The organism is Companilactobacillus muriivasis, assembly GCF_036246245.1.
Taxonomy (GTDB): Bacteria; Bacillota; Bacilli; order Lactobacillales; family Lactobacillaceae; genus Companilactobacillus; species Companilactobacillus muriivasis.
In genome coordinates this window covers 1-20917 of sequence record NZ_BTTQ01000012.1, presented here as the reverse complement: position 1 = coordinate 20917, position 20917 = coordinate 1, and the positions used below count along the sequence as shown (strand labels likewise).

16 protein-coding genes and 1 rRNA gene are annotated in these 20917 nt (G+C 37.3%); 6 read left to right on the top strand and 11 right to left on the bottom strand.

Annotated elements, in window-relative coordinates:
- Positions 1-25: 25 nt before the first annotated feature.
- From AAA923_RS11345 to AAA923_RS11325, 5 genes are all read right to left on the bottom strand, one after another.
- Entirely contained in the window at positions 26-2332 is a 2307-nt protein-coding gene (locus AAA923_RS11345; protein WP_338217223.1) for a glycosyl hydrolase family 65 domain-containing protein, read from the bottom strand.
- Between the two features lie 342 nt (positions 2333-2674).
- Positions 2675-3484, bottom strand: a complete 810-nt coding sequence (locus AAA923_RS11340; protein WP_338217221.1) for an SDR family NAD(P)-dependent oxidoreductase — start codon at positions 3482-3484, stop codon at positions 2675-2677.
- Between the two features lie 583 nt (positions 3485-4067).
- The gene (locus AAA923_RS11335) at positions 4068-6395 is read right to left on the bottom strand and encodes a glycosyl hydrolase family 65 domain-containing protein (protein WP_338217220.1); all 2328 of its coding nucleotides are present in this window, start codon (positions 6393-6395) and stop codon (positions 4068-4070) included.
- Between the two features lie 790 nt (positions 6396-7185).
- Positions 7186-7440, bottom strand: a complete 255-nt coding sequence (locus AAA923_RS11330; protein WP_338217218.1) for a RodZ family helix-turn-helix domain-containing protein — start codon at positions 7438-7440, stop codon at positions 7186-7188.
- A gap of 271 nt (positions 7441-7711) precedes the next feature.
- Complete coding sequence (locus AAA923_RS11325; protein WP_338217217.1) at positions 7712-8206, bottom strand: hypothetical protein; 495 nt, start codon at positions 8204-8206, stop codon at positions 7712-7714.
- A 1045-nt stretch (positions 8207-9251) separates the two neighbouring features.
- On the opposite strand from AAA923_RS11325, the gene AAA923_RS11320 reads away from it, so the two are divergent.
- The 5 genes from AAA923_RS11320 to AAA923_RS11300 all read left to right on the top strand — a co-directional run bounded on the left by AAA923_RS11320 (position 9252) and on the right by AAA923_RS11300 (position 15135).
- Positions 9252-10268 carry an ABC transporter ATP-binding protein gene (locus AAA923_RS11320; RefSeq protein WP_338217215.1) on the top strand — a complete coding sequence of 339 codons (1017 nt, stop codon included), beginning with the start codon at positions 9252-9254 and terminating at the stop codon, positions 10266-10268.
- Positions 10265-11236, top strand: a complete 972-nt coding sequence (locus tag AAA923_RS11315; RefSeq protein WP_338217213.1) for an ABC transporter ATP-binding protein — start codon at positions 10265-10267, stop codon at positions 11234-11236. The genes AAA923_RS11320 and AAA923_RS11315 overlap by 4 nt, the downstream gene beginning before the upstream one ends.
- Positions 11236-12195 (top strand): ABC transporter permease, encoded by a 960-nt coding sequence (locus AAA923_RS11310; RefSeq protein ID WP_338217211.1) that lies wholly within the window; start codon positions 11236-11238, stop codon positions 12193-12195. Before AAA923_RS11315 ends, AAA923_RS11310 begins: the two co-directional genes overlap by 1 nt.
- A 15-nt stretch (positions 12196-12210) precedes the next feature.
- Positions 12211-13161, top strand: a complete 951-nt coding sequence (locus AAA923_RS11305) for an ABC transporter permease (RefSeq protein ID WP_338217209.1) — start codon at positions 12211-12213, stop codon at positions 13159-13161.
- 162 nt (positions 13162-13323) lie between these two features.
- A complete protein-coding gene (locus AAA923_RS11300; RefSeq protein ID WP_338217207.1) occupies positions 13324-15135 on the top strand; it encodes an oligopeptide ABC transporter substrate-binding protein in 1812 nt (603 codons plus the stop codon).
- Between the two features lie 393 nt (positions 15136-15528).
- Here AAA923_RS11300 and AAA923_RS11295 read toward each other — a convergent pair whose 3' ends face one another.
- Positions 15529-15981, bottom strand: a complete 453-nt coding sequence (locus tag AAA923_RS11295) for a flavodoxin (RefSeq protein ID WP_338217205.1) — start codon at positions 15979-15981, stop codon at positions 15529-15531.
- Positions 15982-16426: 445 nt separating this feature from the next.
- On the opposite strand from AAA923_RS11295, the gene AAA923_RS11290 reads away from it, so the two are divergent.
- Positions 16427-16996, top strand: a complete 570-nt coding sequence (locus AAA923_RS11290) for a sugar O-acetyltransferase (protein ID WP_338217203.1) — start codon at positions 16427-16429, stop codon at positions 16994-16996.
- 61 nt (positions 16997-17057) lie between these two features.
- On the opposite strand, the gene AAA923_RS11285 is transcribed toward AAA923_RS11290, so the two are convergent.
- The 5 genes from AAA923_RS11285 to rrf form a co-directional block, all read right to left on the bottom strand.
- Entirely contained in the window at positions 17058-17666 is a 609-nt protein-coding gene (locus tag AAA923_RS11285; RefSeq protein WP_338217201.1) for an NAD(P)H-binding protein, read from the bottom strand.
- A gap of 245 nt (positions 17667-17911) precedes the next feature.
- Entirely contained in the window at positions 17912-18976 is a 1065-nt protein-coding gene (locus AAA923_RS11280) for a baeRF8 domain-containing protein (protein ID WP_338217199.1), read from the bottom strand.
- A 190-nt stretch (positions 18977-19166) separates the two neighbouring features.
- Positions 19167-20012 (bottom strand): aldo/keto reductase, encoded by an 846-nt coding sequence (locus tag AAA923_RS11275; protein WP_338217197.1) that lies wholly within the window; start codon positions 20010-20012, stop codon positions 19167-19169.
- 60 nt (positions 20013-20072) lie between these two features.
- Positions 20073-20615: a GNAT family N-acetyltransferase gene (locus AAA923_RS11270; RefSeq protein WP_338217195.1), complete on the bottom strand. Its 543-nt coding sequence runs from the start codon at positions 20613-20615 to the stop codon at positions 20073-20075.
- A 166-nt stretch (positions 20616-20781) separates the two neighbouring features.
- Positions 20782-20898 (bottom strand): 5S ribosomal RNA (gene rrf, locus AAA923_RS11265).
- Positions 20899-20917 lie beyond the last annotated feature (19 nt).

Genomic DNA, 20917 nt, shown 5'->3' with positions numbered 1-20917 from the left:
TCCATTCTAATCTGTGAAAAATATCTCAAATCTCTATTAACACACGTTCTTGGGGCTCTACATGGTAAATGTGACCATGATAGATAAATTTAATTTTCCCATCAGAAATTACGGAAAAGTAAGTTTGCGTGACTAAAACATTGATTTTACTTCCTCGCCAAATCAATGAAAACTTCAAATGTTTCCAAGTACTAGGAATGTGTGGTTGAATTCGTAAGCCATCTTTGACAGCACGAACCCCACCGAATCCTTCAATAACAACTTTCCACGTCCCTGCTAGACCAGCCATGTGAATTCCTTTAACGGACGAGTTCATATTGGTACCCAAATCAATCTGACAATTCTTCTCAAAATAATCGAATGCACGATTATAGAGACCAATATCATTAGCCAAAATTGCATGAGTTGAAAATGATAAGGAAGAGTCATGAATCGTCTTCGGCTCATAGTAATCCCAGTTTTCCTTGATAATGTTCTTCGGAAATTCATCTTCAAATAGTAGTAACAACAATAAAACATCAGCCTGCTTGGTAACTTGCAACTTGTCCAATTGTTTTAGATCAAAATCTTTGAAAATTTCAGAGATATTATCGGAAGTCCGATATTTATTAACATTAATTTTTTTATATGATAAATAATTGTCATCTTGAGCAATAATTCCATCTTCATTTGGAGCTGGCAAATACAGCATCGAGGCTTTCTCAATTAACTCTTTGACTAATTTTTTCATATCAAATTTTTTATTCAAACGACTATATGTCACCACATCATTTTGACGAAGATCAGTAATAATTTCAGCACCCTTACGCATGCACCAGTGAACCATATAATTTGTGAAAGCATTATTGGCGGCATGTTCCTTGTATTCATCTGGCCCAATCACATCGGTAATTTCAAAATGATTGATTTCATTATTCCAAGCAACACGACTGGCCCAAAATTGCGCACACTGTAAGATGATTTCATAGCCCATTCGTTTAGCAAAACTATAGTCGCCAGTATTTTTAATATATTGATATACGCCAAAAGCTACGTCCGCCGTTACATGTATCTCAGTCGATCCGGACAAAATTTTCATCGGTTCGCCAGTAATAATATCGGCACTGCCCCATAGTGGAGCTGATTCAGCGTCTTCCGGCATAGCAGCTTCCCACGGATATTGCGCACCTTGATAACCACCTTGACGAGCCTTTTTCTGAGCACCGATTAAATTCAAATAACGATAAATCAGCAGATTATGAGCATACGAAGGAATATTTAACATGAAAAACGGCAACATAAAAATTTCAGTATCCCAAAAAGCATGCCCCTTGTAACCTTCACCAGTCATCCCTTTGGCACCAATATTCTTACTGTAATCACAAGGAGCATTGGCAAACAGTTGATACCGCGCATAATTGACCGCAATTTGAGGTTTATTATTATGTGAAGCTATCTCTACAAAGCTGTCCTGCCAAATTTCATCTTCCCAAACATGCGTTGAATCAGCCAATAATTTTTGATACGATTCTCGACCCACGTGCTTCAACTGACACAAACAATCCATCGAAACATTGTCTTTTAAATCATGATCATTGCTAGCAAAAACATTGGCATATTTAATAAAGGTCAAGCATTGATCCTTTTCAACATCAATCGAATAGTTGGCAAAAATCTGACGTCGCTCAATTTGTAAACGAGGATTCAACGTCAATTCGGTCGCATTCAAAAAGAGTCGATGATACTCAGTTAAGGCAAATTTCACCAAAGAATTCTGGGTTTGCGTCTGCATCTGTACGAATCGAGCATTGAATAAACGCTTGGTACCTTCAACAAAATGCTGCGTTCCACCGTTAGTCTGTTGACCATCGATACCCGACTTAATCTGCAACCTGATATTGTCAGATAGTGGCGTGACCTTAACTTCTGACACAAATAAATGACAATTATCCATTGAGACAAAACGTCTAAATTCAAAATGAAGTTTATCTGCACCATTTTTCCAGTCAAATGAACGGACGATTTCACCATTGCGGAGATTTAATCCCCGTTGATAATTTGTAGTTTCACCATGATTTAAACTCAATAACTTCCCATTTACCGTAATTTCAATATTAACGATATCTGGTAAATTAGGCAGTTCAGTTGCTTCATTTCTAAATTTGTCAAAGGTTCCTAAGACGAACATGTCACGTTTTTCATTTAAATAATGTTCTTCCAATGAACCGCGAATTCCTAAATAACCATTGCCTTGAAACATCAATGATTCATATTTACTCAAATGTGGTGTGTCTGGATTAGTAACTCCAATCCACCAGTCATCATCTTTTTTTGTCGCAATTCCAAATAGCATTGAAACCGCCTCTTTTGTTGTTCATAAGTTTTTTTCTATCATGCCGTCTCCAGAGCTGGGAAATATTCACAAGCTGTGCGGAACGGTCCGAGCCAAAGTGCGGTCTCGAACCTCAGCACACAAATATTTTCCAGCTCTTCCGACTAATTAATCGTTATTAATTGAATATAAAATTATTCAGATGCTTTTATATCCAGTCCACTTCGGAGTCTAAAATATAAATTATTTTCTGATTTACAGTAATAATTAAACACAATATAATGACTAAACTAAAAAAAGACAATCAAAACGCCGTGACTTTCTCACGTACATTCTAATTGTCTTTTTTATTAGTATTAATTATTATTTCATCAACAAATTCAAGGCAACTCGATAAGTATTAGGCATCGTTCTAGCAACCATGACCATCCCATGATCCATTATCGAATTATAATAACGGCGTTTTGGACGAACATCTGTGGCAGCACGATAGAATACCTTTGCCAAATCCTCTGATGTTGCGCCTTTACCAAGTTCTCCAAAAAGGTGATCCAACTTATCAACTAAATCTTCATATGGAGAATCATCCACCAAATTCTTACGAGCATTTTCGAAAGCAATCTTACTCCATTCTGATTTAGTCAAACCGGGTTGAACAATGACGGACCGGATTCCAAATCGGCGGACTTCAGTATCCAAAACGTCACTCCACATATTTAAACCAGCTTTAGTTGCGTGATACCATCCGCCTAATGGACTGTAAACATTTGCGGCAATGGACGAAATATTAACGATACGACCAGAACCTTGGTGTCTCATAAATGGCAAAACAAGTTGTGTTATCTGATCAACGCCAAACAAGTTAACATCAAATTGCTTCTTAGCATTCTCAACTGGAACTTCTTCCAAAGGACCATATTCGCCGTAACCAGCATTATTGATCAAAACGTCAACGTGACCTTCTTCACTGATGACATGATCGACCAGTCCACGGACAGACAACTTATCAGTTACATCCAATTCTTGCGTGTGAATGCCTTGTTCCTGCAAATCAACTAATCTTTCCACTCGACGGGCTCCACCATAAACTTCGAAACCTTGCTTTTGAAAATACAAAGCTGCTGCTCGACCCATGCCTGATGAAATCCCAGTAATGATAACCACTTTTGCCATTGCGTATTCCTCCAAATCGTATTTAACATATGATGCTAATTAAATATACCGTCTACAGAGCTGGGAAATATTCACAAGCTGTGCGGAACGGTCCGAGCCAAAGAACGGTCTCGAACCTCGGTTTGAAGCCTTGACACAGTTCGTCAAGTCTCCAAACACGCCCGGTGGTATAAGTACGGGATAAAATCCCGTACTTATACCACTACCACGGCACACAAATATTTCCCAACTCTTCCGACTAATTATCCATTGCTAACTGACACCATGCATTATTACTTTCATTTTAGACTATTTACTGTCTCCAACTAATATATTTTTTTATAGAAGTTAATATTTGAATAATAATCATTTAATCATTAAGGAATTATCATCTACAAAAGATGATCTCAGTTCTGGAACCAACATACTGCAATAAACTCTAAATCTTTATTCAAATAAAAAATCAAGCATCCACTGATGGGAAATGCTTGATTTTTAATCTCTTCTTTATTTTGGAACCTCAGTACTACTTTCAATTACATTTTATCAATTACAACAAATCAAACTAAACTAAAACCCAAACATTAAACAAAACTCAAGAACTTTAAACAAGCTCTTCAACAGATGTTGCAATTGCCACGTTAGAGTTGGCAGCAACTTGATATGTCTGTCCGTGATTGATGAATTCAATGCCATTGCCAATTGTTTCGACAACAAGATTTTCATTATCAACACTAACTTTAACCGTGTTACCTTGCCATTGAATTTGATACTTCAAACTCTTCCAAGCATCTGGTAGATGTGGTTCAATCTTTAGTCGCCCATTATCAATTCTCATACCACCAAAGCCTTGAACTGTCATATTCCAAACTCCGCCACAGGCTGCCATGTGCAATCCTTGAGCTGCTTTACCAACGTGAACACCCAGGTCGGTCTCGCAGGACATTTCATATAACTTGTAAGCTTGATCCGCTAGGCCAAGATCACTGGCTAAAATTGAGTGAATTGATAGTGACAATGATGAGTCGTGTGTCGTCTTTGGTTCATAGTAATTCCAGTTGCTAATCTTCACATCATCAGTAAACATATCTTCAAATAAATATATTAATAACAAAACATCAGCTTGCTTTGTTATTTGCATATCGTTGATTTGTGACAAATTATAATATTTAAACACATTACTAATTTGGTCATTAACTTTAAACTGGGAAACATCGATTATCTTCTTTGACAAGTATTGGTCATCTTCAGCGATTACACCTTCCTCGTTAGGTTGAGGAACGTATATCTTATTAACTTGGTTAATCCAGTCACCATATGTCTTCTTCAGATTCAATTTATCATTCAAATCAACGTAGAGAGCTGGATTGTCTTCCTTAATAAGATTGTAAACTTTGATAGCTTTTTGAATACACCAACGAGCCGTAAAGTTCGTGTAAGCATTGTTATTGACGTGTTCCTTATACTCATCTGGACCAATAACATCATTGATTTCGTAAATATCTTTAGCTTGGTTATATTCCAAACGACTACTCCAGAATTTGGCAGCGTCCAAAATAATTTCAAAGCCCATCTTTTCGGCAAAATCATGGTCACCAGTGGCATTCATGTAATCCATCAACGCAATGACAATGTCACTAGTAATATGTTGTTCGATAAAGCCAGACCAAATCTTCATTGGTTTACCAGTTACAATATCGGCTGAACCCCAGAGTGGAGTTGTTTCTCCATCAGCTGGATGTGCTGCCTCCCAAGGGAACTGGGCACCTTTATAGTTGTTAGCTAAAGCTTTCTTATGCGCACCTTCAAGTCCTAAATAACGATATGTCAAAAGATTACGAGCAACTTCAGGCATAGTGAAAGTATAGTATGGCAACATGAAAGTTTCAGTATCCCAGAAACTGTGTCCCTTATACCCTTCACCGGTAATTCCTTTAGCACCAATATTTTTGCGTGGATCATGTGGAGTATTGGCAGCCAACTGATAGCGCGCAAAATTGATGGAAACTTGTGGCATCACATCGTCAGATTCAATTTGAACGAAACTCTTCTTCCAAATATTCTTATTCCAAACACGAGCTGATTTTTGTAATAGTTCTTTGTAATTGCTCAAACTAGCAAATTTCAAATCATCAACTGACGATTCAGCCATTTTATCAGCATTGTGATGCTCGTCCATACTCGTGTAAACATTGGCATACTTCACCAAAGTAAACTTTTGAGTTGGATTAATATCAGCCTCATAATTGCCAAAAATCTGACGACGTCCCATCTTCATGTAAGGCTTATTCCCCATCAAAACTTCGTTAACATACAATTTATGTCTAACGTTAAAGACAAATTTAATATGGGATTGCTGGGTTTCAGACTTCATCTGGATAAATTTACCATCATAAAGACGTTTGTCGCCTTCCATCATATGCTGGGTCTCACTGTTAGATTGTTGCCCATCAATACCGGATTGAACCTTAATATTAATATCTTTATCAGCCGAAATTTCCACTTTTGAAACGAAAAGATGTTTATCTTTCATGGAAACAAAACGACTGAACTTGAAATTAACGCGTTTATCATTGATAATCCAATCAAAATTACGTATTAATTCACCATTTTTCAAATTCAAACTCTTCTGATAATTCTCAACTCGACCATAACTCAACGATAATGGCTCGCCATCAATTTGAATTTCCATATTCAAAATGTCAGGTAAATTTGGTAATTCAGTAACTTCACTCGGAAAGGCATCGAAAGTCCCCGAAACAAACATATTGCGTCGTTCATTCAATTGCCGTTCCTCAGAAACCGCCCGCATCCCCATGTAGCCATTACCTTGAAACATCAACGTTTCAAGCTTGTTAATCATCTTCGGATCGTAGTCATTAACTCCGATATACCAACTGTTTTTCTTATCAGTATTTACGCAAAATTTCATTTTATCATCTTCCAATCAAAAAGAATATTTTGACACAAATACTGGTAACGTCGTTAACATGTTTAAACTTCCTCAAAAACTATTATAAACTATTTTATTATAAATATGAAAATATTCACATTCAAAATATAAATAAATCTTCCGCCCGTCTCTAGGGATAAGAATATTCACATGCTATGCGGACCGATCCGAGCCACAGTACGGTCTCGAATCTCGTTTTGAAGCCTTACCAAAACCCGGTAAGTCTCCAAACACGCCCGGTGGTGTAACGGCTAAAGCCGTAACGCCACACCCACAGCGGGTGAATATTCTTATCCCTTCCGAACTAATTTAAATAATTCCATGATTACTCAGATTAAATACATCTTGAATAAAATTTTTGCATAAACATTTAAATCTATTTTGATACTTACAAATTTCAACAACAAAAAAACACACCACCAAATGATGTGTTCTATTAAATTGCTTATTCTACTTTAAAAAGATAAAAATCCTCAATTATTTAATCATCACTAAACTAAGCATACTCAACTAGGAATAAAATAAATCTCATCCTAGTCAGTAATAGTCAACAAAAAAACAAATACCCTAGCCTCCGGGTGACAGTGATGGATCCAGTAGTGGGAAGTGTCGTTAGGACGAGCAAACTTCTCGTTCTTACAACACTAGGACGAATTTTGAGACGTGAACTTCGGCTCAAAATCGAGGCCCGAGACTGCCTTTCGGCTCGGACCGGTCCCCACAGCAGGCTTCAATCACTGTCACCCGGAGGCGGCATATTTAAAAAATTCTATCTTCTGTTATTGTTAGTCTTCAAATTATTCAAAATCAATTCTTGAAGTTCCTTCAAATCGATTCCATATAAATCTGATAATACAAATAACAATTCGCCATCAATGATCTTGTTCTTGTCAGTTTCAATAGCACTCAAAACTGAAGTTGATGTTGAGAAGTTGTAATCACTCTTTACAGTATCAACTACCTGTTGCAAGGTTAGTTCTTTAAAAAATCTTTTAGTACGTAAATATCTTCCAATCGTCATCATACGTTAAATACTACCTATACCTTTCATATTATGAATATATTAGTTTAAAATACGAATTTTTCCAAAAATATTATTGGAAATTTTGTAATTATAGCTATTTATAAGGATACCAATAATTCCTTAGAGAAACCTTAAAAAATAAAAAATAATCAAAATATTCTTGGCTTAAATGCATTTACTATTATAGTCTTTTAGTGGTCCAAGACTCCAGAATTTAATACTAATATTGTTTAATTTAAACAAAAATAACGTTAACCTCGATGAATTAACGTTATTTTTGTTGATTAATATCCTGTTGTAATTGATTTAGCTGACCATTATTCGAAAGTTTTTGATACTGCTGATACGCTTGATACCAGTTACCTGAGCTGATTGCCGAACGTAATCCTGAATAAGCATCATTTGAAAAAATCTCTTGAGCTGCAGTTTGTGATTGAGCCTTTGATAATGACGATGAATTCTCAATTAAATTAGCAGCTTGATCCTGATCATTGGCAGCTGACATAATTTGAGACATTTTCTTCTTTCCAAGTACCGATGCAGCACGATCAATCTTTTTGTCTTTACTTGGATCACCGGTTTTCTTAGATTTGACTTTTTTAACCAGCTCCGACTTAACAACCTTATCACTAGCCGTGTCATTGCCAGTGGCATTACGAATCATATTATTCAATGGAAAGAAAAACACCACACACAATACCAAAATTACTACGATCGAAACCAGTGTAATAATTAACGGTTTCTTACTACTTTTACGATGACGCATACAATCACCCTTCTTCTATCGATATCTTACCACTTAAGGAATTTAATGTGTTGCCGTTTCCGGAGCCGAAAGTATTCATCTGCTGCGCGGTACGGTCCGAGCCACAGTTCGGTCTCGAACCTCGGTTGAAGCCTTTCCAAAAACCGGAAAGTCTCCAACACGCCCGGTGGTGTAATGGCTGAAGCCGTAACGCCACTTTCGCTGCATATGAATGCTTTCGGCTCCTCCAACTAATTTATTTTTTCATAATAAAATGAATAATACTTACAATCATTTAAATAAATTACTGCTGGGTCGTTCTAACAAAAATCATATTCAATATGGTAACTAAGCAAATTTAAAGATTAATCTAAAAAATTTAATTCTTAGAATATATTCAAAACTTACATTTAAAACAGATTTATTAACCATCGCAATAAAAGAACGAATCGGAAGAGCTGAGAGTATCCACCCGCTGTGGGTGTGGCGTTATTGCTTTAGCAATTACACCACCGGGCGAATTTGGATACTTGCCGAACTTTGGCAAGGATTCAAATCGAGGTTCGAGACCGCACTTCGGCTCGGACCGGTCCGCATAGCAGGTGAATACTCTCAGCTCTGGAGATGATATATTTCAATAGTATGTCTGAACAATAATTTTAGTGCAATTGTTTTACCCAACTAAGTTTTTGTAAAATATATAAATTTTAATTTTTATTAATATAAGGGAGGTATCTGAAGCCATATTTCATGATATTTCCCCTTTTTTGACTTCAATTTAACCTGACCAAAGGGCAATTATTAGAAAAAAATATCCTTTAAAACGGCAATGGTACCCCTTTCAAACCCCTCTGGCCATTTATTTCAAGCCAAAAGGCCCAAAAAAAGACGAATTGTATTTTTATTAATCTTTTTAATATTTCTTTAATAATTGGGGTTGTAAATTAGATTTAAATTAATTATAATCAAAATCAATTATTACATCTCAATTCAAACGACTGTGTGTAGACCACTGAAAAGTGGTTAGGGAGAATAAGAGATAAATTAAAAACCGGGAGGGGATTTCTTGGGGTCTAATTCAGAATTTTTAAACATTAAAGACGTCAGTACTGCTTTTAAGATTAAAGGAAAATATTACGATGCTATTTCCCACATTAACTTGGAAGTACACCATGATGAAATTCTTGCCATTGTCGGTGAGTCAGGTTGTGGTAAAAGTACTTTAGCTACGACCATCATGGGACTGCATGATCCATCAGAAACAAAAATCACTGGGGAAGTTGATTTTGAAGGTACCAATTTATTAAAACTCGACGAAAATGGCTACAACCAATTCCGTGGCGCTAAAATCGGTATGATTTTCCAAGATCCACTTTCTGCATTGAATCCATTAAAAAGAATTGAAGATCAAATCAGTGAAGTTATGAATTATCATACTAAATTCACTGCTGAACAAAAGCATCAAAGAGTTTTGGAATTGTTGGACCAAGTTGGTATCGTCAATCCCAAACGGACGGCTCATCAATTTCCACATGAGTTATCTGGTGGTATGAGACAACGTGTTATCATCGCCATTGCCATCGCCTGCAAGCCAGATTTAATCATCGCTGACGAACCAACCACTGCTTTGGATGTAACTATCCAAGCTCAGATTCTAGATGTTCTCCGTGATATCCAAAAAGAAAATCACGCCGGAATCATCTTAATCACCCACGATTTAGGAGTTGTTGCTGAAACGGCTGACCGTGTTGCTGTTATGTATGCCGGTCAAATCGTTGAAGAAGGCTCAGCCGAACAAATCTTCGACCAACCAAAACATCCCTATACGCGTTCACTATTAAGATCAATGCCTCAACTTGATAAAGAAAATGATGACTTATACGTCATTAAAGGTAACGTTCCTTCATTACAAAAGATGCCTACTGATGGTGATCGTTTTGCACCAAGAATTCCTTGGTTGCCAGATGATGCTCACGAAGCTGAACCAAGTATGCATGAAGTTGACGACGGTCATATCGTTCGTTGTACATGTTACAAATCGTTCACCTTTCCTGATGAACAACAAGGGGGTGCAACAGCATGAGTTTAGTTGAAATTAAAGACTTAAAAGTTCACTACCCTATCCGATCCGGCTTCTGGAATCGTATTACTGATTCAGTTAAAGCTGTCGATGGTATCAGTTTCAACATTGAAGCTGGTGAAACATATGGTCTAGTTGGTGAATCTGGTTCTGGTAAATCAACCACTGGTAAATCAGTCGTTGGTCTCGAAAAGGTCACTAGCGGATCAGTTATGTATAAAGGAAAAGATATTACTAAAAAGTCTAATCGTAAGAGTCTTGATTACAATCACGATGTTCAAATGATTTTCCAAGATTCACTTTCCAGTTTAAATCCTCGAAAGAGAATTGAAGATATCATCGCTGAACCACTTCGTAACTTTGAACACCTAACTAAAGATGAAGAAAAATTACGTGTCTTACAATTACTCGATATTGTCGGACTTGATGCTGATGCTTTATATAAGTATCCTCACCAATTCTCCGGTGGTCAAAGACAACGTATCGGTGTTGCTAGAGCCGTTGCCACTAATCCAAAATTGATTATCGCTGACGAACCTGTTTCCGCTTTGGACTTATCAGTTCAAGCACAAGTTCTTAACTTTATGAAAAAGATTCAACGTGAATTTGGTATTTCTTACCTATTTATTTCTCACGATTTAGGTGTTGTCAGACATATGTGTAACAACATCGCCATCATGAACCGTGGACGTTTAGTTGAAATCGGTACTAGAGATGATATTTACAATCACCCAATGCACATTTATACTAAACGACTTTTAGCTGCTATTCCTGAAACAAACGTTAGTCAACGTGCTGAACATCGTGCTCAACGTTTGGCAGTCGAAGAAGTTTATCGCGAACAACAAGATAAATATTATGACAAAGATGGTCAAGCTTATCCACTAGTTCAAATTACACCAACTCATTCAGTTGCATTACCTGAGGATTTGGTTGAACAACTCAAGCATGAAGGCGAGGTGCAAGCATAATGTGGAAAACAATTCTCCGTCGTATCTTAATTATGATTCCTGAAGTTATTATTCTTAGTATTTTAGTTTTCCTACTAGCTAAAGCGATGCCTGGTGATCCATTCACCGGTTCCATTAATCCTAGATCTGACCCAGCTCAAATCCATCATTTGATGAAACTCAACGGTCTATATGATCCTTGGTATCAACAATATTGGAACTGGGTTGTTCACTTATTCCATGGAAACTTAGGAAATAGTTATCAATATCAAGAGCCTGTAACTCGTTTGATTGGTAGCCGTGCTGTTAATACTCTTTGGTTAGCATTATTCACAACTATTTTGACATATTGCTTTGCTTTACCAATGGGTATGTTCGCTGCTAAGCATGAAGGTAAATTACCTGATTCAATTATCAGAGTTTACACATACGTTACTTACTGTATTCCATTCTTCGTTATCTTAGTTATCGGTGTTTGGATCTTCGGTTACGTGCTTGGCTGGTTCCCAACAACTGGTTCAATTTCATCAACGGCAAATCCAGGGTTACCAACAGTTGGGTCCCGTTTCTACCATATTCTATTACCTGGTATCTTGGGTGCATTATTCGGAACCGTCAACGTCGTTCAATACCTTCGTTCAGAAGTTATCGATGCTAAACGTTCTGACTATGTTAGAACAGCTCGTTCAAAAGGTGTTCCTTCAAAAGATATCTACAGACACCATATTTTTAGAAATTCACTCTTACCAATTGCAGCTTTTGCAGGTTACTCAATTACCGGATTGTTAAACGGTTCCCTATTTACCGAAACCGTCTTCTCATATCCAGGTATGGGACTACTCTTCATTAACTCAATTAGTTACCGTGATTACACTGTTATCACCGCATTAGTTTTAATTTACGGAATTTTGAATCTACTAGGTACCCTACTTTCAGATATCATCCTAAGTATCGTCGATCCTAGAATTCGTATTCAATAAGGGGGCCGTTAAATTATGGAAGAAAATTTAAACAGACATTCACGTATTTCAGCGGCTGATCTTGAGAGGCTTTCTAAAGAAGCCCAACAAGAAGCAACTCCAAGTTCTGCCAAAATTATTTGGAGCGAATTCAAGGCCGACAAGCCAGCTATGGTTGCGCTAGTTATCGTTGTAGCTTTCATCTTATTCGTTATGATTGCTTCACTATTTATCGATACACCGAAGATGATGGAAACAAACATCATGAATTACAATACTGCACCTGGTACTAATGGTTTCATACTTGGAGCTGATACTGGTGGACGTTCGATTGCACAACAATTGATCGTTGGTTCTAGAAATTCAATTGGTATCGCCATTGGATTGACAATTATTTCATCAACCTTTGGTATTTGCTGGGGACTTATCTCCGGTTACTTCAACGGTTACATCGACTGGGGTATGCAACGTGTGTATGACTTCATGATGATGCTACCTATGACTATGATGATCATCGTTTTAGTTACAATCATCAAAAATTACAACGCTGTTACTTTAACCTTAATTTTTTCAATCTTTTACTGGGAAGGTACTTCACGTTTGATTCGTTCTCGTACCCTTTCTGAATCAGAAAAAGATTACGTTGCTGCTGCTAAAACTTCTGGTACTAGCAATTTCAAGATTATCTTTAAAGAAATCATGCCTAACATTTCATCCCTAATTATCGTTGATACAACACTATCTTTCGCCGAAAATATCGGGGTTGAAACTGGTCTTTCATACTTGGGATTTGGACTTCCAATTCATACACCATCACTTGGTACTTTGATTGCTAACGCCAATGATCCTAACAACATCACCCAATACTGGTGGACATGGTTGCCAGCCGCACTCTTAATCATCATTTTATGTTTATCAATCAGTTACATCGGACAAGTTGTTCGTCGTTCTGCTGATGCTTCTCAACGTCAAGGCGCCGAAGCTTAATATTTGTAAAATCATACCTAACAATTGAAAGAAGTGATGCCTACATCATTACAAAAGCATCTTCCAGTTCTCTTTCTTTATTACACAACCAAATCATCTTTCAACAAGTGGTTTTGGTAAAAAATATTTAGGGTTTAAAAAATTTCCAAGGGGGAAATATATATGGTTAAAACAAAAACAAAGCTAGCCACAGTTGCCATCACTTTTCTAGCAGCTCTTACACTAGCTGGATGTTCTAACAATAGCAGCTCAGAAAGCTCCAATGCAGCTGTTAAACTTCCAACAGCCTATAACAACAAAGCTGCTACAAATAAAAATGCTACTAAGAACGGTACTTTGAAATTAGCTATCGTTAATAATGCTCCATTCCAAGGTATCACCGATCCTATTCTTGCTTCTAACAATGAAGATGCTCAGGCCTTTGCACCAGGTGGTCAAAACAATTTGTTCAACGTTGACAAGAACTACAAGATCATCGATGGTGGACTTGCTAATCAAAAACTTGACCGTAAAGCTAAGACTGCCACAATCACAATCCGTAAAGATGCTAAGTGGTCAAACGGCTCACCTGTTACTGCTAAAGACGTTGAATACGCTTATGAAGTTTTAGGTAACAAAGAAACTACTTCACAACAATATTCATCTGACTTCGAAGATATCGAAGGTATGTCTGAATATCACAAGGGTAAGGCTGATACTATCTCAGGTATCACATTCCCAGACGGCGAAACTGGTAAAGTTGCTGTCATCCACTTCAAGAAAATGGCTCCAAGTATGAAGTTCTCTGGTAACTCATACATTTGGGGAACTGTTGAACCTTACGAATACATCAAAGATGTTCCTATCGCTAAATTGGCTTCTTCAGAACAAATCCGTAAGAACCCTATCTTCACAGGTGCTTACAAGTTGGATAAAGTCGTTGAAGGTGAATCAACATCATGGTCACCAAACAAGTACTACTACGGTAAGAAAGCTCAAATCGGTCACATTACTTTGAACGTTGTTTCAATGAATAATATCGACAAAGCTCTTCAATCTAAGAAGTACGATACAGTTGCTCCATCAGTTGCTGGTGCACTTGGTGGTACTGATTACAAGAACTTGAAGAACCTTAAAGGATTTACTAAAGTTGGACAACCTGCTTTAGGTTACAGCTACTTTGCCTTTAACTTAGGTCACTACGATACTAAAACTGGTAAGAACGTTGCTGATCCAAACAAGAAGATGGCTAACAAGAGTCTTCGTCAAGCTATGATGTATGCTCTAAACGTTGACCAAGTTTCAAAGAAGTTTGGTAATGGTATCAAGTGGCGTGCTAATACTTTGATTCCACCAGTATTTAACAAGTACTACGACAAGTCTGCTAAGGGTTACCCACTAAACATGAAGAAAGCTAACAAGTTACTTGATGACGCTGGTTACAAGAAACGTAACGGTAGCAAGTGGCGTTCAGATCCAAAGGGTAAGAAACTCGTTATCTACTTCGGTGCTATGACAAGTAGTGCTACTACAGAAGCTACATACCAAGATTATCTACAACAATGGCACAAGGTTGGTTTGGACGTTAAGTACACTAGCGGCAAACCAGTTGAAATGAACAGTTTCTACGATACTCTTCAAAAACCAGAACAAAACAAGATGGATATCTGGTTAGGTGCATGGTCATTATCATCAGAACCATCACAATCACAAATGTACGGTGATACTGCTGCATTCAACATGGGTCACTTTGTAACTGCTAAGAATACTAAGTTGATCAACCAAATGAATGATAGTTCTGCTTGGAACGATAAGACACGTGCTAAGACATTCAAAGAATGGCAAGAATACATGAACAACCAAGCTGGTGTTGTCGGTGAACAATTTAACTACGCATGGCAACCAGTTAACAACCGTGTTAAAGGATTCGACCTTAGCCCTGCTAACGATGAATTCTTCAGTAACCTTACATTGACTTCTTCGAAGTTGAAGTAGTCAATGGGCTCCGTTATTCATAATCAATTGGCTGTTCTCCCATATTACACACACATAAAAAAATAGCTAATTGGTTGTTTTAAAACCTCAGAAAAAGCTGAAACACTTGGATAATTCCCGATCCAAGCTGCTTCAGCTTTTTTGTTGTTTTTATAATTTGAATTCTTTAGTTCCTGCCGCCGGAAGGTACGAGATAGTCCCCTGCTGTGTGACCGGTGCGAGCCAAGGTCTCGCGCCTCGATTTTGAGCTTCGCATAAACTGCGAATCTCAAAATACGTCAGTGGAGTAAGGACTAAAGTCCTAACACCACTTGCACTGCTGGTGGACTATCTCGCACCTTCCGGCTCTTGTATTCAATTATTATTTGTTTTGTGTATTATTACTTGGTATTACTATTTATCGCTTAAAAAAGCTTTTAATTGGACATCATTATTATCATATCTGAAGCCATCTGTCACCTTACTATTAGCCGCTACTTTTCTTACATCTGGCATTGATTCAGAAACTGATGAACTGCCACTTGTTGTGAATGGAACGACTGTCTTGCCACCAAAATCATACTTTTCAAACAATGTGTGAAATATCATTGGCATCTTTCCGTTCCAAGTTGGATAGCCTAAATAAACCGTGTCATAGTTGGCTAAATCTGGTATTTCTGTCTTCAATACTGGATGAATTTGGTCTTCATATTCCTTTTGAGCAACTGGAACGTAATTGCTGTACCCTTCTGGATATGGTGTAACTGGTTGTAACCGAATGATGTCTGCATTAGTGATTTCTTGAATCTTTTCAGCAGCTTTTTTAGTATTATTTGATAGTGAAAAATAGATGATTAATTTCTTCATAAATATGCTCTCCTCGTTTTTATATTTAATAATTTAAAACCTATTTCCGTATTGTCGAACACAAACAACTTATCCAATGATTGAATGATAAAAAGCAAATATAATTATTATTGAGAACAATCTCGGCTAATTTAATCATTCATCCCATAAGATAATTTAGTTGGAAGAGCTGAGAGTATTCATCCGCAGCGAAAGTGGCGTTATTGCTTTAGCAATTACACCACCGGACGTGTTGGAGCCTTACCAGTTTGTGGTAAGGCTTCAACCGAGGTTCGAGACCGCCCTTTGGCTCGAACCGTGCCGCGCAGCAGATGAATACTCTCAGCTCTGGAAACGGAATCCCATATAACCCCAAGTCTAGACCTTAAAGTACACTTCAAAGCAAGCATTTTGTCGTTGTGCTATCCTTAATATATGTCTATTTTGAGGAGAGATTAATTTAAAAATGAATATTGAAGAAGATTCATCGTACCAACAAATGATCAATGGGGAGTTATACCTAGAGTCAAAAGACTTAGCTGCCTTACGTGACGACGTTCGTGCTAAATTGATGGACTACAATCGTATTGCCAACAATGACGAACGTAATAGCAAGATCAAGAGTTTGATGAAATCGGTCGGCGATAGATTCTTTGTTGAACCAACGATTTACTTTAGCTACGGAGTTAACATTACAATTGGTAACCATTTCTACGCTAACCACGATGTAATGCTCTGTGATGAAGGTAAAATCACTATCGGTAATGATGTTAAGTTTGGACCTAAAGTCGGTCTCTACACTCCACAGCACCCATTGGACCCATCGGTTCGTCGGACTGAAGCTGAAAGAGTTTCACCTATTACTATCGGTAATGACGTTTGGGTCGGCGGCGGCGCAAGCATCTTACCAGGTGTCACTTTAGGAAACAACGTCATTGTTGGTGCTGGATCTGTCGTTACACATTCATTCCCTGACAACGTTATTGTTGTTGGAAATCCTGCTCGTATATTGAGAGAAAATAAACCTGAAAAATAATAGTTAATATAAAAATGGAGCTACTAATTATGAGATTAGTAACTCCATTTTTTTATAATTTTTATGCCTTACGACTAATAGCCAAACTATCATGTGAACCTAGCTTTCCGTTGTGTGCTAGGCGAACTACAAGGTCAGCTACACTGCTGCTGGCAACTGTATCTGTTTTAGACAAACCACCTTTGCGGACGATTTCATAATTATCGACATCTTGTCCATTATCTAACCATGTAGGACGGACAACTGTGTAATTCAAATCTGAAGCAGCGATTGCGTCGACTACTTGTTGATATGGTGCCAAAATTTCGCCATCGTTTAAATTGCCTGACGCACCGTTTGTGGTTGGTACTTCATTGTAAAGTCCCATTGATGTTAAGAATATGAAGCGTCTGACTCCCTCTTTGTCCATTGCATCAATAATCTTTTGGATCAACAGCTCTTCGTTACTATCGAGTGATACTAATACCACATCAATACCTTTCATCGCATCGTCCAAAATTTCTTCATCAATAATGTCTCCTTGAAATACACGTTCACGTTTTTCGTCAATTGTTAAAAGTCCCGTGTAGCGTGCCATCAAAGTAATATTATCATCAGTTTTGTCCAAGAAAAATTTCGCCGCTTTTTGCCCCATTAAGCTCGTTGCGCCAATAATTAATACATTTGCCATTTACTCTACCTCCGATTGTTTTACCTCTCTGTTACACGTCTATCCTAAACCTTTCTTGAAAATCTTGCTGGAAGGACACAAAATAAGCCGATAATCTTTTTAGGATTATCGGCTTACTTGTGGTTGTATGGTTACTACTACACTACTTGGTTGGAAATTTTTGATGAATGGTTTTGGTGTATCGATTGGTTCTAGGCAGTGGCTCTAAAACGAGCTACGATGGGGCGCCCAACTCCGCTCTCTCTCTAATACAATATAGCATTCATACTAGGATAACTATTGTCGCCTGGTGTATATAAAACTCGACAATTGATTTTATTGATCAAGGATTTAATCAGTAACTTATTGTGCTCTACTGAATATGAACTTCCATCGTTAAACGAAACTAATGATTTAACATCCCGATTGTTTAAAGCTAGATCAATAATGCTCAAGTCATTGATAACTCTATTCTTTTCCCCGGCGGCTTTGACATTGTTCTTAACTTGTTCCACTTCGGCAATTCTTTCAAAAGCGAAGTAATCATTTACTCTTTCGGCTAATTCAGCACGGAACAGATTCATGACTGATCCATGCATGATTCCACCGATATAAGGACTATTCTTGTACGACTTCAAATATACATCTAATGTTTCTGACAAGCCTGCTAATACAAATGTATAACCTTTTGCTCGATTTAAATTCGTTAACTCTTTGTCTAAATATTGGTAATAAATACTTTGATCTTTTTGTTGCTCTTCGGATTTAGTACGATGTCCGTGATATGTTGCTGTTAAACCACCATATGAACCGGAGTTCACATTGGAATTAGCGTCAAAGTCTGAATAGTAGTCGGAAAATCTCGTGTGCAAGTCAGGCAATTCGACTTCTTTCAGACTATTAATATCAATAACGTTAATGCGGTCACGACTGATATTTAGCAAGTAATCTGGTCTCTTAACATTTTCTTCGGGGAGCAAGAGATCTTGAATCAAGAAAGTATTTCCAACATGTTCTTTGGCTAAAACTGTGTGTTCCATGGCTCTAATTTCCATGTTCTCATTGTTGGCAAAAATCAATAAGGCTCTTTTATCTGAGTTCCATAATTTTCTATCAAGGATCAGGGATTCGAGATTTTTTACTGCGTTATTCCATTCCCGACGTGGATAATTTAGTTCTAAGTCTTTTTTGACATCCTTCAAAAGATTTTTGTAGGCAAGTAAGTTAGTTTCTGCCTGAGGAGTTTCCGGATGAATCGGTAAGATAATGCTGATTTTTGGTTCGTTATCGGATGTTAAAAGTTTCATTAGGTTATCGTTTTTTAATTTCATAGTTCATCTCCTTGTTTAAAATCTTATCGTTATCATTAGTATATTGTTATATTATCATGGCGTAGTCAATTTGTCCAACATTTTAATAATTATTTTGATAATTAAATGCGATGATTTTTTGTAATTTTAATGTGAACACAAAAAAAGCCTGAACCTCAACGGATTCAAGCTCTTTTAAAATAGTTCAATTTTAACCCTGTGTAGAGTTATGAGAATGTTCTGGTGCAGTATCAGGCATGGCGTTCAATGTCTTCATGTCCTCAGCGCTAATCTCAAAGTCTAACTTGGTATTAGCAACAATATGTTCCTTGTGAACAGCCTTTGGTAATGGCAAAACATCATTTTGGATAACAAATTGAATGGCCAATTGTGGAACACTGACATGATACTTTTCAGCAATCTTCAAAACGTCTTCGTTGTGGATCAAGCCGCCTGTAGCAAGTGGTGAGTATGCCTCAACCAAAATATCATTCTTTTTAGCAAATGAAGTAATCTTAGGTTCTGTGTAACCAATATAGTATTGAATTTGATCAACCATTGGCTTAACAGTTGCTGTCTTCATAACATTTTCTAAATCGTGAACGTTAAAGTTTGAGACACCGATAGCCTTAACACGGCCAGAGTTGTAAATTTCTTCCATAGCGCGCCATACATCAAGATTTTGCTTGTCATAATTAGCACCAATTTCACTCCAAGGCCATGGAGCGTGAACCAAATAGAGGTCCAAATAATCTAAATCAAGTTTTTTCATAGTTGTCTCAAAGTCAGCTAGAGCACCGTCATAAGACTTTGTTTGGGCAGGTAATTTAGAAGTAACGAACAAGTCCTCACGTTTAACACCGGAGTCTTTAATACCCTGTCCAACTTCTTTTTCATTGCCATAAACAAGTGCAGTATCAATATGTCTGTAACCTGTTTCGATAGCGTCAGAAACAGCTTGTCTTGCTTGGTTAGCAGGAATTTGCCATGTACCAAATGCTACCTTGGGAATTTTAACACCATTATAAATATCAAATGTATCAGTTAATTTTGTCATATAAATGCTCCCTTCATCATTAAGAATGATACTCCTTAGAGTTAACTCTAGGTCAAACATTTAATCCAATTTATCAAAAGAAATTACTTTTTCCATTTTTTCCAAACGTGGATTCAATGTTTTCTGCATCCAAACAATATCGAGCCAGCGATTAAACTTAAAACCTACCTTTTTAAACGTCCCAACCTTCTCATAACCACATTTTTCATGAAATTTAACACTATTCGCATTTTCTTCTGTGATACAGGCCATCAAATTAACGACACCTTGTCTTTTTAAAGTATTTTCCAAATGTTGATACAATGTTGTACCCACACCATGACCCTCATACTCACGATCTACGTAGATACTCGACTCAACCGTCCAAGCATATGCGGCTCGAGTTTTATAGGCGTGAGCGTAAGCATATCCACGAATTTTATTATTATCATCAACCGCTACTAGATATGGAAAGCTTTCTAGAATATTATGGATACGTTTTTTGAAATCTTCTACAATTGGAACGGCATCTTCAAAAGTAATTGTCGTATTAATAATGTAGGGCGCATAAATATCCAACAATTCTTGCGCATCATTTTCAGTTGCCTGTCTAATCTTAATCATTCCTGATTCCTTCTTGGTAAAAGATTTAATAATTGAACATTATAGACTTTTCGGTAATTTTTGGCACAAAAAAATACCGTTTATGATCCCGAAGGGAGATAAACGGTATTTCCAATTATTTATGATACGAAAAAAGGAACTGACCTAAGTCAATTCCTTTATATTAGCGTGGCAACTCCCTATCCTCGCGGGTAGTTTCCCACCAACTACTTTCGGCGCGGAGAAGCTTAACTTCTGTGTTCGGCATGGGAACAGGTGTATCCTTCTCACTATCGCCACCACACTATTTTCGCTCGTACCCT

Excerpts from the sequence above, each read along its gene's own strand:
- AAA923_RS11345 (WP_338217223.1), bottom strand. The coding sequence starts at position 2,332 with ATGCTATTTGGAATTGCGACAAAAAAAGATGATGACTGGTGGATTGGA.
- AAA923_RS11340 (WP_338217221.1), bottom strand. The coding sequence starts at position 3,484 with ATGGCAAAAGTGGTTATCATTACTGGGATTTCATCAGGCATGGGTCGA.
- AAA923_RS11335 (WP_338217220.1), bottom strand. The coding sequence starts at position 6,395 with ATGAAATTTTGCGTAAATACTGATAAGAAAAACAGTTGGTATATCGGA.
- AAA923_RS11330 (WP_338217218.1), bottom strand. The coding sequence starts at position 7,440 with ATGATGACGATTGGAAGATATTTACGTACTAAAAGATTTTTTAAAGAA.
- AAA923_RS11325 (WP_338217217.1), bottom strand. The coding sequence starts at position 8,206 with ATGCGTCATCGTAAAAGTAGTAAGAAACCGTTAATTATTACACTGGTT.
- AAA923_RS11315 (WP_338217213.1), top strand. The coding sequence starts at position 10,265 with ATGAGTTTAGTTGAAATTAAAGACTTAAAAGTTCACTACCCTATCCGA.
- AAA923_RS11310 (WP_338217211.1), top strand. The coding sequence starts at position 11,236 with ATGTGGAAAACAATTCTCCGTCGTATCTTAATTATGATTCCTGAAGTT.
- AAA923_RS11305 (WP_338217209.1), top strand. The coding sequence starts at position 12,211 with ATGGAAGAAAATTTAAACAGACATTCACGTATTTCAGCGGCTGATCTT.
- AAA923_RS11300 (WP_338217207.1), top strand. The coding sequence starts at position 13,324 with ATGGTTAAAACAAAAACAAAGCTAGCCACAGTTGCCATCACTTTTCTA.
- AAA923_RS11295 (WP_338217205.1), bottom strand. The coding sequence starts at position 15,981 with ATGAAGAAATTAATCATCTATTTTTCACTATCAAATAATACTAAAAAA.
- AAA923_RS11290 (WP_338217203.1), top strand. The coding sequence starts at position 16,427 with ATGAATATTGAAGAAGATTCATCGTACCAACAAATGATCAATGGGGAG.
- AAA923_RS11285 (WP_338217201.1), bottom strand. The coding sequence starts at position 17,666 with ATGGCAAATGTATTAATTATTGGCGCAACGAGCTTAATGGGGCAAAAA.
- AAA923_RS11280 (WP_338217199.1), bottom strand. The coding sequence starts at position 18,976 with ATGAAATTAAAAAACGATAACCTAATGAAACTTTTAACATCCGATAAC.
- AAA923_RS11275 (WP_338217197.1), bottom strand. The coding sequence starts at position 20,012 with ATGACAAAATTAACTGATACATTTGATATTTATAATGGTGTTAAAATT.
- AAA923_RS11270 (WP_338217195.1), bottom strand. The coding sequence starts at position 20,615 with ATGATTAAGATTAGACAGGCAACTGAAAATGATGCGCAAGAATTGTTG.